The 15664-nt window shown below is 62.7% G+C and carries 10 protein-coding genes; 5 read left to right on the top strand and 5 right to left on the bottom strand.

The genetic code is table 11. The annotated features are described in order from the left end of the window. Nucleotides 1–77: 77 nt before the first annotated feature. From ACODTZ_RS14630 to ACODTZ_RS14620, 3 genes are all read left to right on the top strand, one after another. On the top strand, nucleotides 78–755 hold the full coding sequence (locus ACODTZ_RS14630; RefSeq protein WP_156144896.1) for a response regulator transcription factor: 678 nt from the start codon (nucleotides 78–80) through the stop codon (nucleotides 753–755). Next, a complete protein-coding gene (locus ACODTZ_RS14625) occupies nucleotides 752–2155 on the top strand; it encodes a sensor histidine kinase (protein WP_047513591.1) in 1404 nt (467 codons plus the stop codon). The genes ACODTZ_RS14630 and ACODTZ_RS14625 overlap by 4 nt, the downstream gene beginning before the upstream one ends. A gap of 122 nt (nucleotides 2156–2277) precedes the next feature. Beyond that, complete coding sequence (locus tag ACODTZ_RS14620) at nucleotides 2278–5232, top strand: bifunctional [glutamine synthetase] adenylyltransferase/[glutamine synthetase]-adenylyl-L-tyrosine phosphorylase (protein ID WP_489026543.1); 2955 nt, start codon at nucleotides 2278–2280, stop codon at nucleotides 5230–5232. Nucleotides 5233–5284: 52 nt separating this feature from the next. Here ACODTZ_RS14620 and ACODTZ_RS14615 read toward each other — a convergent pair whose 3' ends face one another. Beyond that, a complete protein-coding gene (locus tag ACODTZ_RS14615) occupies nucleotides 5285–7606 on the bottom strand; it encodes a PAS domain-containing sensor histidine kinase (RefSeq protein WP_489026541.1) in 2322 nt (773 codons plus the stop codon). 180 nt (nucleotides 7607–7786) lie between these two features. After that, nucleotides 7787–10435, bottom strand: a complete 2649-nt coding sequence (gene pepN / locus ACODTZ_RS14610) for an aminopeptidase N (protein WP_489026539.1) — start codon at nucleotides 10433–10435, stop codon at nucleotides 7787–7789. A 352-nt stretch (nucleotides 10436–10787) separates the two neighbouring features. On the opposite strand from pepN, the gene ACODTZ_RS14605 reads away from it, so the two are divergent. Together ACODTZ_RS14605 and ACODTZ_RS14600 are read left to right on the top strand one after the other, a co-directional pair. Further along, the gene (locus ACODTZ_RS14605) at nucleotides 10788–11720 is read left to right on the top strand and encodes a DMT family transporter (protein WP_489026537.1); all 933 of its coding nucleotides are present in this window, start codon (nucleotides 10788–10790) and stop codon (nucleotides 11718–11720) included. 222 nt (nucleotides 11721–11942) lie between these two features. Then, nucleotides 11943–12809 carry a hypothetical protein gene (locus ACODTZ_RS14600; RefSeq protein WP_489026536.1) on the top strand — a complete coding sequence of 289 codons (867 nt, stop codon included), beginning with the start codon at nucleotides 11943–11945 and terminating at the stop codon, nucleotides 12807–12809. 187 nt (nucleotides 12810–12996) lie between these two features. On the opposite strand, the gene ACODTZ_RS14595 is transcribed toward ACODTZ_RS14600, so the two are convergent. From ACODTZ_RS14595 to ACODTZ_RS14585, 3 genes are all read right to left on the bottom strand, one after another. Then, nucleotides 12997–13146, bottom strand: coding sequence for a hypothetical protein (locus ACODTZ_RS14595; protein WP_018898858.1), 150 nt, complete (start codon nucleotides 13144–13146; stop codon nucleotides 12997–12999). Nucleotides 13147–13327: 181 nt separating this feature from the next. Further along, a complete protein-coding gene (locus ACODTZ_RS14590; protein ID WP_489026534.1) occupies nucleotides 13328–14209 on the bottom strand; it encodes a uracil-DNA glycosylase in 882 nt (293 codons plus the stop codon). Between the two features lie 59 nt (nucleotides 14210–14268). Continuing rightward, nucleotides 14269–15561: an Hsp70 family protein gene (locus ACODTZ_RS14585; protein WP_489026533.1), complete on the bottom strand. Its 1293-nt coding sequence runs from the start codon at nucleotides 15559–15561 to the stop codon at nucleotides 14269–14271. Nucleotides 15562–15664 lie beyond the last annotated feature (103 nt).

Raw genomic sequence — 15664 nt, 5'->3', positions numbered from 1 at the left:
TGACGACAATGACCTTCCAGCAAGACGATCACGCTTTGAGCCTTGCCGAAACACAGCCGGCGGGTAATGTCGGCCGCATGAAGATTCTCATCATCGAAGACGATCTGGAAGCGGCCGCCTATCTCACGAAAGCCTTTCGTGAGGCGGGTATTGTCGCCGACCATGCAAGCGACGGCGAAAGCGGCCTCTTCATGGGGACCGAAAATACCTACGACGTGCTTGTGATCGATCGCATGCTGCCGCGCCGCGATGGCCTTTCCGTCATCGCCGAGCTGCGCCGCAAGGGCATCCACACCCCCGTTCTTATTCTCTCCGCTCTCGGCCAGGTCGACGACCGCGTCACGGGTCTGCGCGCCGGCGGCGACGACTATCTCCCCAAGCCCTACGCCTTCAGCGAGCTTCTGGCGCGCGTCGAGGTTCTCGGCCGCCGCAAGGGCACGCCCGATCAGGACGTCGTCTACCGCGTCGGCGATCTCGAGCTCGACCGTCTCGCCCACGAAGTACGCCGCGGCGGCAAGGAAATCCCGCTGCAGCCGCGCGAATTCCGTCTGCTCGAATATCTGATGAAGAATGCCGGCCAGGTGGTCACCCGCACCATGTTGCTCGAAAACGTCTGGGATTATCACTTCGATCCGCAGACCAACGTCATCGACGTGCATGTGTCGCGGCTGCGCTCCAAGATCGAGAAGGATTTTAGCCTGCCGCTGTTGAAGACCATTCGCGGCGCCGGTTACATGATCAAGGATGACGGATGAACCGCTTCTGGGTTCTCTTCAAGTCCACGGCAGTCCGCCTTTCGGCTCTCTACATCCTGCTCTTCGCCATCTGCGCCGCAACGCTCGTCTTCTATGTGACGGCGATGTCGGAACGGCTGCTCACCAGCCAGATCCGCGAGGCGGTGCAGCAGGAGGTCGACCAGGTTCAGCGCGCCTATGACAATGGCGGCATGAATCTATTGTTGCGCACCATGGAGCGCCGCGCCCGCCAGCCGGGCGCCAATCTCTACATCATCGCCGGTCCCTCGGGAGATATCCTCGCGGGCAACGTCGCGTCCGTCCAGCCGGGCGTGCTCGACGAGCAGGGCTGGACCAGCCTGCCGTTTCGCTATCAGCGCTATGCGGAGGGACGCCAGAGCAAGCCGCATATGGCTGTCGCCAATATCAACGTGCTCGACAATGGCCTGCGCATCCTGATCGGCCGGGACCTCGGCGAGCCGGAAGCGTTCCGCGTGCTCGTCAGGCAGGCGCTGATGGTCGCGCTGGCGATCATGGGTCTCGGCGCCGTCATCATCTGGTTCGGCATCGGCCGCAACGCGCTGAAGCGCATCGACCGCATGTCGGCGGCGAGCAAGAAGATCATGGCCGGCGATCTCTCGCAGCGCCTCCCGGTCGGCGGCTCCGGTGACGAGTTCGATCGCCTCTCCGTGTCGCTGAACACCATGCTCGGCCGTATCGAGAAGCTGAACGAGGGGCTGCGCCAGGTCTCCGACAACATCGCCCACGACCTTAAGACGCCGCTGACACGCCTGCGCAACAAGGCTGCGGACGCGATCGATACGCCGGATGCCGATACCCGCCGCGTGGCGCTGGAAGGGATCATTTCGGAATCGGACCAGCTGATACGCACCTTCAATGCGCTCTTGATGATCTCCCGCGTCGAGGCCGGATCGGTGGCCGCTGAGATGTCGACGATCGATCTCTCGGCCATCGTCGCCGATAGTGCCGAGCTCTACGAGCCGGTGGCCGACGAGGCGGGGCTTGCGATGACCACCGATATCGAGCCCGGCATCGAGGTGCAGGGCAACCGCGAACTGATCGGCCAGGCGATCTTCAACCTGATCGACAATGCCGTGAAGTATTCGGCGGGTGCGGAGGCGGGTGGCGAAGTCTCGCTGCGGCTGACACGCCGTCCGGATGCCATCTGCCTTCAGGTCGCCGATCATGGCCCCGGCATCCCTGCAGACAAGCGCGAGGACGTACTCAAGCGCTTCGTGCGGCTGGACGAGAGCCGCTCGAAGCCCGGTACGGGCCTTGGCCTGTCGCTTGTTGAAGCGGTGATGGAATTGCACAGCGGTAAGCTGGAACTCAGCGATACCGACCCGGATGCGGCGACCAATCGCGGGCTCGCCGTCACGCTCGTCTTTCCCCTGAAGTAGGCGTTTCCGCACTACCCCGAATTGTCTGTTGGCCATTTGCGTCTCAGACCCTAACTTAGCCTCAGGCGGCGAGCGGCTTTGATTCTGCTTCGACTTTCGCTGCCTGTTGCCAGGGAGGGCGCATGCTGACGAATTCGACGCACAGCCTGAGCGAGGTGGTCGACGGCCTGTTGAAGCCGTTGAGCAAGACAGAATTGAAGCTCGTGCTTGATGATCTGCAGAAGATCGGCGCCGACGAACCCGTCGTGGCCGCCATGCTGAAGACCGAGGGCGCGCTTCGCGATTTCATCTCCGCCGCACTGACGCTCTCGCCCTATCTGCGCGATATCGCCAACATCGATCCCGGCATTCTCACCATCGCGATCAGCGAGCCGCTCGAGCCGCGCCTGGAGGCGCTGATCGCGGAAGCGCGTGACGCCTGGATGCCGCGCGAAGGCGCCTCACCGAGCGAGAGTGAGATCATGGGCCGCCTGCGCACGGTCAAGCGCCGTGTGGCGTTCCTGTTGGCGCTCGCCGATCTCGCCCGCGTCTTCGATGGCCGCACCACCACGGCGTGGTTGAGCGGGCTTGCCGAGGCCACGGTCTCGGCCGCGATCGATCATCTGCTGCTCTCCTCGCACGAAGCCCGCAAGCTGCAGCTGAAGAACGTCGCGCGGCCGAGCGAAGGATCCGGCCTCGTCGTGCTCGGCATGGGCAAGCTCGGCGCCTGCGAGCTCAACTATTCCTCCGACATCGATCTTGTCGTCTTCTTCGACGAGCAGGCGGGCATCCTGTCGGATCCCGACGACGCGATCGATATCTTCCCGCGCCTGATGCGGCGGCTCGTCCGTATCATGCAGGAGCGCACCGGCGACGGCTACGTCTTCCGCACCGATCTCCGGCTGCGCCCGGACCCCGGCGCCACGCCGCTGGCCGTCTCGATCGATGCCGCCATGGTCTATTACGAGGGCAGGGGGCAGAACTGGGAGCGTGCGGCCTTCATCAAGGCGCGCCCAGTCGCGGGCGATATCACGGCCGGCGACCGTTTCCTGCGCGACCTCACTCCCTTCGTCTTCCGCAAGTATCTCGACTACGCGGCGATCTCCGACATCCATTCGATCAAGCGGCAGATCCATGCCCACAAGGGGCACGGGGCGATCGCGGTCAAGGGCCACAATGTCAAGCTCGGCCGTGGCGGCATTCGCGAGATCGAGTTCTTCGCCCAGACGCAGCAGCTGATCGCCGGCGGCCGCATGCCGGCGCTGCGCTCGCGCGCCACCGAGGAAACGCTCAACGAGCTCACCAAGGCCAAGTGGATCGACGAGGAGACCTGCGAGGAGCTGACGGACGCCTACTGGTTCCTGCGCGATGTCGAGCACCGCATCCAGATGGTGCGCGACGAGCAAACCCACCTGCTGCCTGAGACCGAGGGCGAACTGAAGCGCATCGCCTACATGATGGGCTTCAGCGACACGCCGAGCTTTTCCGAGCGCCTTGTCGAGGTCTTCAGGACCGTCGAGCGCCGCTACGCCCGGCTGTTCGAGCAGGAGACCAAGCTGTCGACGGAGACGGGCAACCTCGTCTTCACCGGCCAGAACGACGACCCCGACACGCTGATCACCCTGCGCAAGCTCGGCTTCGAACGCCCCTCCGACATTTCGCGGGTCATCCGCACCTGGCATTACGGGCGCTACAAGGCGACGCAATCGGTCGAGGCCCGCGAACGGCTGACCGAACTGACGCCGGAGCTGTTGCGCGTGTTCGGCGAAAGCAAGCGTGCCGACGAGGCAATCCTCAGGTTCGACAGCTTCATCTCGGGCCTGCCCGCCGGCATCCAGCTGTTCTCACTGCTCGGCAGCAATCCGGCGCTGCTCTCGCTGATCGTCTATATCATGTCGGCGGCGCCGAAGCTCGCAGAGGTCATTGCCGCGAGGCCGCATGTCTTCGACGGCATGCTCGATCCAGGCCTGATGGCCGAGCTTCCGACGCGCGATTATCTGGCGGGACGCCTCAAGGGCTCGCTGCAGCAGGCGCGGTATTATGAGGAGGTGTTGGACCGGCTGCGCATCTTCGCCGCCGAGCAACGCTTCCTGATCGGCATTCGCCTGCTAACGGGCTCGATCAATGGCGCGATGGCGGGCCGCGCGTTCACGCATTTGGCCGATCTGATCGTCGAGGCGGCGCTGAACGCGGTGCTCTCCGAGATCGAGGCGGCGCACGGCAAGTTCCCCGGGGGCCGCGTCGCCGTCGCCGGAATGGGCAAGCTCGGAAGCTTCGAGCTGACCGCGGGCTCCGATATCGACCTCATCCTGCTTTACGACTACGACGATGCGGCCGAAGAATCCGACGGCGCCAAGCCGCTGGACGCGGTTCGCTACTTCACCCGCATCACCCAGCGGCTGATCGCCGCCTTGTCGGCGCCGACAGCCGAGGGCGTGCTCTACGAGGTCGACATGCGCCTGCGCCCCTCGGGCAATAAGGGACCCGTCGCCACCCGCATCAGCTCATTTGCGAAATACCAGCGCGAGGAAGCCTGGACTTGGGAGCACATGGCGCTCAGCCGCGCGCGGCTGATTTGCGGCGATGCCAGCCTGATTGATGATGTCGAGCGTGTGATCGAGGAGGTGCTGTCGACGCGGCGCGATCTGCGCAAGGTGGCCAAGGATGTGGCCGAGATGCGCGCGCTGATCGAACAGGAAAAACCACCGGCCAACATGTGGGACCTGAAGCTCATCCCCGGCGGTGTCGTCGATATAGAGTTCATCGCGCAATATCTGGCGCTGATCGCGCCGACGAAGGATGTTGCCATCAAGGTCAATGGCATCAGCACCGGTGAAGCACTGAAACAGCTGGGAGCGCCGCTGATGGCATCGGCCGATGTCGATAGCTGCAGCGAGGCCTTCGGGCTCTATACTGAGCTGTCACAGCTCATCCGGCTATGCATCGATGGCCCCTTCGATCCCAAGGATGCGCCGGCGGGCCTGATCGATCTCGTCTGCCGTGCCGGCGATTGCCCTGACATCAAGACCCTCGAGGGGGAGATGAAGCAGCTCTCGAAGACTGTGCGGAAGGTCTTTCAGGCGGTGGTGAAGGCGTAGCGCATGTCGCGCAAAAGTGTGTAGCGGTTTTGCGGCGCCGACATGCGAAGCGTTATGCAGCGCTGTCAGGGATCAGCAGCGAAATCACCGTGCCGATCGCCTCGCGCGAGCGGATCTTCATGCGGCCGCCGTGCAGGGTCGTCAGCGAGCGTGAGATGGCCAGGCCAAGTCCGGAGCCGCCCTTGCTCTTGGCATACTGGTTCTGGACCTGTTCGAAGGGTTGGCCGATCTTGCTGAGCGCGGTCGTCGGAATGCCGATGCCGGTATCGGCGATGGTGAGCATGACGCCGACCGAGGTGCGGCGGGTGCGCACCGCGATCCGGCCGCCTTCGTCGGTGAATTTCACGGCGTTGGAAAGCAGGTTGAGCAGGATCTGTTTCATCGCCCGGCGATCGGCGTTGAGCGTCATGCCATCACAGATGCGCTGCTGGATCTCGATGCGCTTTTCGCTGGCCGGGATCGCGGTAAAGCGCAGGCTTTCCTCGATCAGCGGCGCGAGGTCGATCGTCTCGCATTGAAGCTTCATGTGGCCCGCTTCGATCTTCGACATGTCGAGAATGTCGTTGATGACGTTGAGCAGGTGACGGCCGCTGTGATGGATGTCGCGGGCATATTCGTCGTACTTGGCGGAGCCGAGCGGGCCGAACATCTCGTCCTGCAGGATCTCGGAGAAGCCGAGGATGGCGTTGAGCGGCGTGCGCAGCTCGTGGGACATGTTGGCCAGGAATTCCGACTTCGCCTTGTTGGCGGCCTCGGCGCGTTCCTTTTCCGAGAGATAATTGGCGTTCGCCAGCGACAGTGCCGATTTCTGCCGTTCCAGCGTCTGGCGGGAGGAGGAGAGGTCGCCGATCGTGGCCATCAGGCGACGTTCGGAATCGCGCAGACGCTCCTGGTTGCGCTTCAGAAGCGTGATATCGGTGCCGACGGAAACCATGCCGCCGTCGCGGGTGCGCCGCTCGTTGATCTGCAGCCAGCGTTCGTCGGCAAGCTGCACTTCGCTGGTGCGCGAGTAGCCATTGCCATGGGCATCGGCGATCCGGCGCTCGATGACGGGACGGGCGGCGGCGGCGTTGACGGCGGCGCGCTCGGTGCCCGGCACCAGCACGCTGTCGGGAAGGCCGTAGGCCTGCTGGAAGTGCGTGTTGCACATCACCAGTCGGTCGTTCTTGTCCCACAGCACGAAGGCTTCCGACGTGCTCTCGATCGCGTCCGCCAGCCGCTGGTCGGCTTCGGCGTAGCGCTGCGCAAGGCGGTGCTGCTCGGTCACATCCATGGCGATGCCGATCATGTGGACCTGGCCGGCATTGGTGCGGATGACCTGCGCGCGGGCGCGCATCCAGACGTAGTGGCCGGCGGCGTGGCGCATGCGGAAGATCTGGTCGATCTGCTCGGCGTCGCCACGGGCAACCGAGCGGGCGATCTCGTAGATACCGCTGTCGTCGGGGTGCATCAGCCGGGCGGCATCGCCGAAGCACATGTTGCCGTCGCCGCCTGGAAGGCCGAGCATCTGGTACATGGAGCGCGACCAGAAGAACTCGCGACGGTCGAAATCGAAATCCCAAAGGCCGCAGCGGCCGCGAGAGAGTGCCGTCTCGACCCGCTGGTTCGATTCAACGAAGATCTCGTCGGCATGGCGGGCGCGCCGCACCTGCATGTAATAGGCGTAGAGGATGACCAGCAGGATCGAGGAAATTCCGGCGAACAGCGTGACGTTGAGCGTCAGCTCCTCGCGCCATAGCTGGCTGATCCGATCGAGCGAGGTCGCCGCGACCACATAGCCGCCGCTGTCGCCGATGAGCGTGATCTGCGCGTAATGCGGTCGGCCGGCGATGGTGGTCTCAATCACGCCCGCGCGGTCGCCGAAGCGGCGGATCGCGGAGACCTCGGAGAAGAAATCGCCGATACCGGCGCCGACATAGGCCGCACCGGCGGCGGACGCCGCAAACACCTTGCCGCTCGATTGCACGAGCAGAACGAAGGCGTCGTCGTCGAGCCGGTCCTGAGGCAGGAAGCGGGCGAGGCGGGCTTGGCCTTCGGCGGCGTTACCGCTGTCGAAGATCGCGGCGGAGTCGGCGAAGGCCGCTGCTGCGGTGGCGGCGGCGAGCGCCGTGGAGTGGCGGGCGGCGGCCTGCATGCGGTCGTGTTCGGAGAGCATGCCGAAGAAATGCGAGGCAGCGACGACGGTCAAAAATGCAACGATAAGGATAGGAATGGCGCGCTTCAACACGGCCTCGGCATGCGTGTAATTTCGGGAAGATGATGGTCGCGAGGTCGCGGTAGCCTTGCCGGTGAAGCTCTCACGCCAGGCGCGGAAGCTCTCGAAATCGACACGCAGCCGTCCTTCGGCCACGGTTGCCCGCCGCACGTTCATCATTTTCTGAGCCTTGTCCCTCGTGATTCGCTGCGCCGCTCGCCCGAACCTGACTCAATGAATCATTGGTGATTCGCCTTGTCCAGAGGAAAAGGTAAAAATCTGTTAACCGATTCTAAGTGCTGATTTTTCCAGCATGCGTGGGAGGCGGCTTCGACAGGCTCGGCCGCCTCGTGTCGCAAATCACCCCTTGAGGGTGCGCTCGACGATATCGCGAACGTCGGTGGAGAGAGCCGGTGCTTCGGCGATCTCGGTCAGCGCCTTGCGGGCATGCTCGGCTCTTGCCGGCTCCAGCGAGCGCCAGGAGCGCATCGAGGTGAGGATGCGCGCCGCCAACTGTGGGTTGCGTATGTCGATGTCGAGGATCTCGCGGGCGAGGAAGCGGTAGCCCTCTCCATCCGCGCGTCCGAAGCCGGTGGGGTTGCCAAAGGCAAACGTGCCGACCAGCGCGCGCACGCGGTTGGGGTTGGTGCGCTTGAACTGCGGATTGTCCATCAGCTTCAGCACGCGATCGAGCGCCTTTGCGCCCGGAATGGTCGCCTGGACGGAGAACCACTTATCGATAACAAGCGCGTTTCCGGCAAAGCGATCATGGAACGTGGACAGCGCTGCGGCCGCCTCGCTGCTATCGGGGAAGCGGTGCGCGAGGATCGTCAGCGCCTGCATCAGATCCGTCATGTTGTTGGCGGCGTCAAAGGCGGCCTTGGCGCGATCAGGCGTATTCTCGGCGTAGGACAGATAGGTGAGCGCGCTGTTACGGAGCGCACGGCGACCGGCGCTCTTGGCGTCGGGGCTGAAATCGCCTGGCGTGGTCATGCTGTCGTAGAGTGCGGCGAAGACGCTCTTTCCGGCATCGGCGACCTGCTGCAGCACGGCGGAGCGGCCGGCGTGGATGGCGTCAGGATCGTTGTTGCCGCCGAGTTCGCGGGCGATGTCGGATTCGCTCGGGAGCGCCAGCGCCTGGGCGCGGAAGGCGGGCTCGAGCGTCTCGTCGGCGGCTGCCGCAAGCAATGCCTCGACGAAGTCCTTGGAGGCGACGACCGGCTTGCCGTCACGCGCATCGCGGGCGGCTGCAAGCAGCGTCGGCAGTGCGAGGTCCGTCAGCGCCTGCCAGCGCGAGAAGTGATCGGTCTCAAAGCGGGCGAGAAGCGCCAGATCGGTGGGCGACTGATCGAAATGCAGGTTGATCGGCGCCGAGAAGCTGCGGTTGATCGATACGATCGGCCGCGAGCCTATGCCCTTGAAGGTGGCTTTCTGGCTGCGCTCGGTCAGATGCAGCACGTTGTCGCCATACTCGGCGCCATCGACCGACGAAGGTTCGAGCGGCGTGCCGTCTTCGGCAAAGAGCGCGATGCTGAGCGGAATGTGCATCGGCTTCTTGTCGCTCTGGCCGGGCGTTGCGGGAACCATCTGCTCAAGCGACAGCGTGAAGCTCTTGGCGCTCGCATCATAGCTGCCGGATGCGGTGACGAGCGGCGTGCCGGCCTGGTGATACCAGAGCGAGAACTGCGTCAGGTCGCGTCCGCTGGAATCCTCGAAGCACTTGACGAAATCCTCGATCGTGACGGCCTGGCCGTCATGGCGATCGAAATAGAGATCCATGCCCTTCTTGAACAGGTCCTTGCCGAGCAGCGTCGCGATCATGCGCGTGACTTCGCTGCCCTTCTCGTAGACCGTCGTCGTGTAGAAGTTGTTGATTTCGCGATAGGTGGTCGGGCGCACCGGATGCGCCAGCGGGCCGCCGTCCTCGGGGAACTGCTCGGACTTCAGATGGCGCACTTCCGCGATGCGCTTGACCGGACGCGAGCGCATGTCGGCCGAGAATTCGTGGTCGCGATAGACCGTCAGGCCTTCCTTCAGGCAGAGCTGGAACCAGTCGCGGCAGGTGATGCGGTTGCCGGTCCAGTTGTGGAAGTATTCGTGGGCGATGATCGCTTCGATGTTGGCGTAGTCTTGGTCGGTCGCGGTCTCCGGATCGGCCAGCACGTATTTGTCGTTGAAGACGTTGAGGCCCTTATTCTCCATGGCGCCCATGTTGAAGTCGGACACGGCGACGATCATGAAGATGTCGAGATCGTATTCGCGGCCGAACCGCTCCTCATCCCACTTCATCGAGCGCTTCAGCGCGTCCATGGCGTAGGCAGCACGCGCTTCCTTGCCATGCTCGACGTAGATCTTCAGCGTGACCTCGCGTTCCGACATGGTGACGAACTTGTCTTCGACGACACCGAGATCGCCGGCGACCAGCGCGAAGAGATAGCTCGGCTTCGGATGTGGATCGAACCAGGCGGCGAAGGCGCGGCCTTCGTCATAACCGGCGCCGCCGAGGAAGTTGCCGTTGGACAGCATGACCGGGTTGGCGGCCTTGTCGCCGATGATGGTGATCGTATAGGGCGCCAGAACATCGGGACGATCGGGGAAGTAAGTGATGCGGCGGAAGCCTTCGGCCTCGCACTGGGTGCAATAGACACCGTTGGTGCGGTAGAGGCCCATCAGCTTGGTGTTGGCCTCGGGATTGATGATCGTGGTGATCGTCAGCTCGAACGGCTTGGATTTCGGCAGGTTGCGGATCGTCAGGCTGTCTGGTGTCGCCGTATACTGGCTGGGCTTCATTTCCGCTTGGTCGAAGAGCAGACCGGAAAGGGCGAGTTCGTCGCCGTCGAGAATGAGCGGCGCCTTGGGATCGGCGCCCTTGCGGCGATGGAAGATCAGGCGGGCATCTACCTTGGTCGCGGTCGGGTCCAGTTCAAACGTCAGATCCACGCGCTCGAGTACGAAATCGGTGGGGCGGTAATCTGCCAGATTGATGACCTGGCCGGTATCTGTGCGCATGATATTCCCTGAGACCTTTAGACAATGCTTCGCAAACAGAGTGGGCGCTCTGCCGTAAAATTTGATTGGTATAATTACACTAAAGTCTGAACTAAAGCTAAAGCCAGAGGCAGTTTCGCGGGGTTTTAGCGGCGCCAGCGCTGGAGATACTTGAGGCACATTCTCCGACCCCATGATCCGCTTCGTATGAGGCGATTTGGGCGCTGAATGGGATGGTCTGGGCAAAAAGACGACCAAATTCGCGCATCCGGCGTTTTCACCTGTTCTTTAGCAGAAACCCTGTCAAAGTGAGCATGCATCGAATCCGGTGCGATCCCCCGACGTTCAATTGGTGAATTCGCGAGTTTCTGACATGCGGCCGGTATTCGAAAACCCGATGCGAGGTATCGCGTGCAAAGTCGCCTCCGTCGTCTTCTTTCTGGCGATGCAGACCTTCATCAAGCTTGCTGGCGCCGGCATCCAGCCCGGCCAGGTTACTTTTTACAGGTCGTTTTTCGCCCTGTTCCCGATCATGGCATTTCTGGCCTATCGCGGACAGTTGAAGACGTCGTTCTACACCGCCAATCCTGTCGGTCACCTCAAGCGCGGCACGCTTGGCATCATTTCGATGGGCCTGGGCTTTTATGGCCTGCTACACCTGCCGCTGCCCGAGGCGATCGCGCTCGGCTATGCCTTGCCGCTGATCGCGGTGATCTTCGCCGCGCTGCTTCTTGGCGAGACGGTGCGCATCTATCGCTGGAGCGCGGTGTTCGTCGGCCTGATCGGCGTGGCGATCGTGTCCTGGCCGAAGCTTACACTCTTTCGTGATGGTGGCGTGGAGACGGCGCAGGCAATCGGCGCGGTCACGGTGTTGCTGGCGTCAGTTCTCGGCGGTCTGGCGATGATCCAGGTGAGAAAGCTGGTGGAAGAAGAGAAGACCTCGACGATCGTGCTCTATTTCTCGATCACGGCCTCGGTGTTTTCGCTGTTCACCGTGCCCTTCGGCTGGGATCTGCTCGATCTCGCGCCGCAACTCTATCTGATCTCCGCCGGCTTCTGCGGCGGTATCGCGCAGATCCTGCTCACAGAAAGCTATCGCCATGCGGATGTCTCGACGATCGCGCCATTCGAATACACATCGATCGTCCTGGGAAGTGTGCTCGCTTACTTCGTGTTCGACGATATCCCGACCACGAGCATGCTGATCGGAACCGCCGTCATCGTCTCCGCCGGCATTTTCATTATCTATCGCGAGCATCAGCTGGAGCTTGAGCGGGCGGCTGCGCGGAAAGCCAGTTCCCCGTAACGCGGTTCTCACGAAATGGTGCGGCTAAGTGTCGCAAAATTCATGCGTTTTTGACGTCGCGCGCTCGTCCCTACAAAATTTGAGGGTAGCGCCGGGCGATTGCGCATGCTTTGTGAACATGAACAATTTTCATTTATTTATATGTCATGATGTTGAGAATAAGTGACGGCTTCGCATTGTTGAGCTTGTGCATGGGCAAGTCGAGTGCCGTCCGGGAGACCAATGCCGTTTAGTGCCGCAGACTTGATCGCCGACCCCAAGTTTATTTTGGGTATTCGATTTCACGCAAGCCGCATGCGCAACATGTTCGATGCCGGCCCAAGGCTTGCGCGCTTGCTCGCATCGCACCAGCGGTGGCTGCTCACACAAGTCGCCTATGCGCTCAGCATGGAGCGCGTCGATGGTGATCCAACGTCCGGGCTGACGGCCACGGCACTGACGACCGAGATCACCGCTTTCAAGGCCGCGAGCCGCAACACCATTCGTAGCTATATCGATGAACTCGCCACTTACAGGTTCATCACCTGCGTTCCGGGCGAAGAGCGCAAGCGGCCGCGTCGCTACGAGGTGGCCGAAATCGCGCAGCAGGCAATGGTCAACTGGGTTTGGTCCAACCTGCTCGCGCTCGACGTCCTCGACGACGGCAATAGGGCGGAGCGCTTCGAGGCAAACCCTCAGTGGATAGGGCTGATGCAGCCGCGTATCGCGCGTGATTGCCTGCGCGACACGGCCTGGCGTGAGCCGCCGGAGCGCGTTGGCATGTTTATGTGGAACGACGCCGGCGGCCTTATCGTCGATTATCTGATGTCGAGGATCGACCCGGAAGAGCAGCATCCCGACCGCTTCTTCGTCGGGCCGATCGACAGCAGGGCGCTGGCAGCCGACTTCATGATATCGCGCACGCATATGCAGCGCCTCTTCGCCAAGGCGGCGCAGGATGGCTGCATGGGCTGGGATATCGATATGAAGAAGCCGTCGCTATGGATATCGCGCGCGTTCGTCGAGGAATACTGCCAGTGGCAGGCGATCAAGTTCGCCTATGTCGATCAGGCGTTTCACGCGGCAAGTCAGATTTCGGGAGAGAGCTAGGCCGCCGCGGCGGCTCTGGCGTGCGCCGATGGCGACGCGTCAGGATTCGCGATCGTAGGCTTCCGCTGCGCACAAGGCGGCGCGGATATGCTCGATTGCGTCGATCTTGCAGAGAAGTGAGATGAGGCGTGTCGTCATGAGAATAAGCCGATAAACGGCAGGGACGGCGAGTGGCCGCGCCCTGCGATCAATACTGCTGGAAATCCGCGAAGATGGCAGCGGGGCGCACGATGCGACCGCTCGCGCCAGTACCACGAGCGATCATCTGCTCGTTGGTGGCGAAGCCGGTGCGGCAGTAGCTCTGCGTGGTGCGGCCGTTGCTGTTTGCGTTTCTCAAGGTTTCAAATCTGCAGTGTGTAGGACGACGAGTGTTGCTCATTGCCTTGGTTCCTTAGTGATTCCTCCCAAGACACAATGCTAATATTGCAGCGCACAATAGATTTCACAAGGCATAGGAATACGCGGCAGGCATGCGTTTTGCGCATGGGTATCGTCGCAAATCTGTCAATGTTGGTTATTTAGGAGGCAGAATTGATTTCTGTCAGTTTCGCCTGAAAAGCCAATAAATCGTTCCAGGCCAAGCGCTTATTGACCGGCGCGGTCAACAGGTCCTGCGGATGGAGCGTGGCGATGGCGGGGACGACACGGTCGCCTGCGGCAATTTCACGCCACTGGCCGCGCAAGCCGTGAATGGTGTCGCCTTCGCCAAAAAACACCCGAGCGGCAAAATTCCCGAGCAGGAGAATCACTTTCGGCTCGGCAAGCGCGATCTGCCGCTCGATGAAGGGACGGCAGATATCCATCTCGGCGGGGGAGGCGACGCGGTTGCCCGGCGGGCGCCACGGAATGACCTGGGTTAACAGGATGCCGGCGCGGTCGAGCCCGATCGCGGCAAGCATCTTGTCCAGCAGCTGGCCTGGACGTCCGGCAAACGGCTGCCCCTCGCGGTCGTCCTCCGCGCCGGGCGCCGAGCCGATCAGCATGATGCCGCTCGCAGGATCTCCGCTGGCAAAGATCGTCGAGCGCGCGCTGTGCTTGAGATTGCAGCCGTTGAAGGCTTCGAGCGCGGTCTTAAGCTCCGCGAGAGAACGCGCGCTTTCGGCGGCGAACCGCGCCTGCTGGATCGCCTCGCCATCGGGGATCGCCGGCTGAGGCCGCTGCGCCGACCGCTCGGGCTGGGGCGCACCGCGCTGTGCGGAAGCCATTGGTGCGCGGGATGCCGTCTCGCGCGCCTCCGCCTGCGGGGCAGGGGCGGCGCTGCGGCGCGCCGCCTTCATCGCCTCGAATTCGGCGAAGCGATCGACGGCCTCGTCTTCCAGCAGCCACTCGACGCCGGCATCCGCATGGAAATGCAGAAGGGCTGCGAGTTCGCCTGGAGAGAGGTCGTTGACGGAGATCATGGGCGCGACATTACCGAAGCTGAGGCCTCAATGAAAGTGCGCAGCCGACACATCCCGGCCTATTGCACCGTCCATTGCGCGATATCGTCGCGTTCGCCGATCAGCGCCAGACCGTGTGCGATCGAGAGCATCTCGCCGCCGGTCTCGATACGATCGGTGTCGAAGCGCTCGGTGAAGATGCGGCGCACCGCCGGAACGAAGGAGGTGCCGCCGGTGAGGAACACCTTGTCGATCGCGCCCGCTTCCGTGTTGGTCTTTTCGAGCACATCGTCGAGCGCGCCTTCGATGCGGGCGAGATCGTCCGAAATCCAGTTCTCGAAATCGGCGCGGGCCACCATGCGCTTCCCGGCGCGGCCAAGCGGCGAGAAGTTGAATTCGGCTTCCTCGGAGGCCGACAGCGCCATCTTCGTGGCGGACACCGCCTGGTAGAGCGGATAGCCTTCGTCATGATCGACGAGATCGATGAAGAGCTCCAGCTTCTCCGGCTCAAGCGCCGTGCGGACCAGCTTCTTCAGGTCCTCGTATTCGCGCGAAGTCTTGAAGATCGACAGCTGGTTCCAGCGGCTGAAGCTGGAGTAGTAGTTGGTCGGCACTTCAAGGACCTTGTCGAAGCTCTTGAAATGACTCCCCTTGCCGATTTCAGGCGCAACGACGTTTTCGATGATGCGCGCGTCGAAGTGATCGCCGGCGATGCCGACACCGGAATGGCCGATCGGCGTTGCCTTCAGCTGGCCAGCGACGGTCTCGAAGCGGATCAGCGAATAGTCGGTCGTACCGCCGCCGAAGTCGGCGACCAGCACCGTCGCGTCGCTTTTCAGGTTCTGCGCAAAATAGAAGGCGGCCGCCACCGGCTCATAGACATAGTGCACCTCGGGGAAGCCGAAACGCGACAGCGCCTCGTTGTAACGCTGCGTCGCCAGCACCGGATCGGGGCTCGCGCCGGCGAAATGCACCGGCCGCCCGGTGACGATGCGCGCGACGTCCGAAGGCCAGTTGCTGCCCGCATAGTTGCTGAGGCGGCGGATGAAGACCTCCATCAGGTCTTCGAAGCTGTGGCGCTTGGCGTAGATCAGCGTGCCCTGGAAGAGGGCGCTGGCGGCGAATGTCTTGATCGACTGCAGGAAGCGACAATCGCCGGGATTGTCGATGAACTGGCGGATCGCCGCATGGCCTGCCTCGACTTTCAGCGCCGATGCGCCGAGCTTGCCGTCCTTCATGAAGGACAGCGCGGTGCGCATGCTGTCGCTTTCGCCCGCCGAGCTGGTGAAGCCCATGGAATGCGTGGTCTTCCCGTCCGCAGTGGCAAGTACGGTGTTGGTCGTGCCAAAGTCCAAACCTAGCGCTTGAGCCATGCTCGCACCTCTCAATGTCGATCGTTGCTGGAGACTGGAGCAACTGCTCCGCCGGGGCGCCAAGGGACGCCCGAATTCAAGAGGCGCGTGATGCCACAGCGGT

Source organism: Rhizobium sp. FG113 (genome assembly GCF_057809895.1).
This window is presented reverse-complemented; position numbering and strand designations above follow the sequence as displayed.

Bases quoted from the DNA above. Each gene is read 5' to 3' on its own strand.
- ACODTZ_RS14630 (WP_156144896.1), top strand. From the start codon at position 78: ATGAAGATTCTCATCATCGAAGACGATCTGGAAGCGGCCGCCTATCTC.
- ACODTZ_RS14625 (WP_047513591.1), top strand. From the start codon at position 752: ATGAACCGCTTCTGGGTTCTCTTCAAGTCCACGGCAGTCCGCCTTTCG.
- ACODTZ_RS14620 (WP_489026543.1), top strand. From the start codon at position 2,278: ATGCTGACGAATTCGACGCACAGCCTGAGCGAGGTGGTCGACGGCCTG.
- ACODTZ_RS14615 (WP_489026541.1), bottom strand. From the start codon at position 7,606: ATGATGAACGTGCGGCGGGCAACCGTGGCCGAAGGACGGCTGCGTGTC.
- pepN (WP_489026539.1), bottom strand. From the start codon at position 10,435: ATGCGCACAGATACCGGCCAGGTCATCAATCTGGCAGATTACCGCCCC.
- ACODTZ_RS14605 (WP_489026537.1), top strand. From the start codon at position 10,788: ATGCGGCCGGTATTCGAAAACCCGATGCGAGGTATCGCGTGCAAAGTC.
- ACODTZ_RS14600 (WP_489026536.1), top strand. From the start codon at position 11,943: ATGCCGTTTAGTGCCGCAGACTTGATCGCCGACCCCAAGTTTATTTTG.
- ACODTZ_RS14590 (WP_489026534.1), bottom strand. From the start codon at position 14,209: ATGATCTCCGTCAACGACCTCTCTCCAGGCGAACTCGCAGCCCTTCTG.
- ACODTZ_RS14585 (WP_489026533.1), bottom strand. From the start codon at position 15,561: ATGGCTCAAGCGCTAGGTTTGGACTTTGGCACGACCAACACCGTACTT.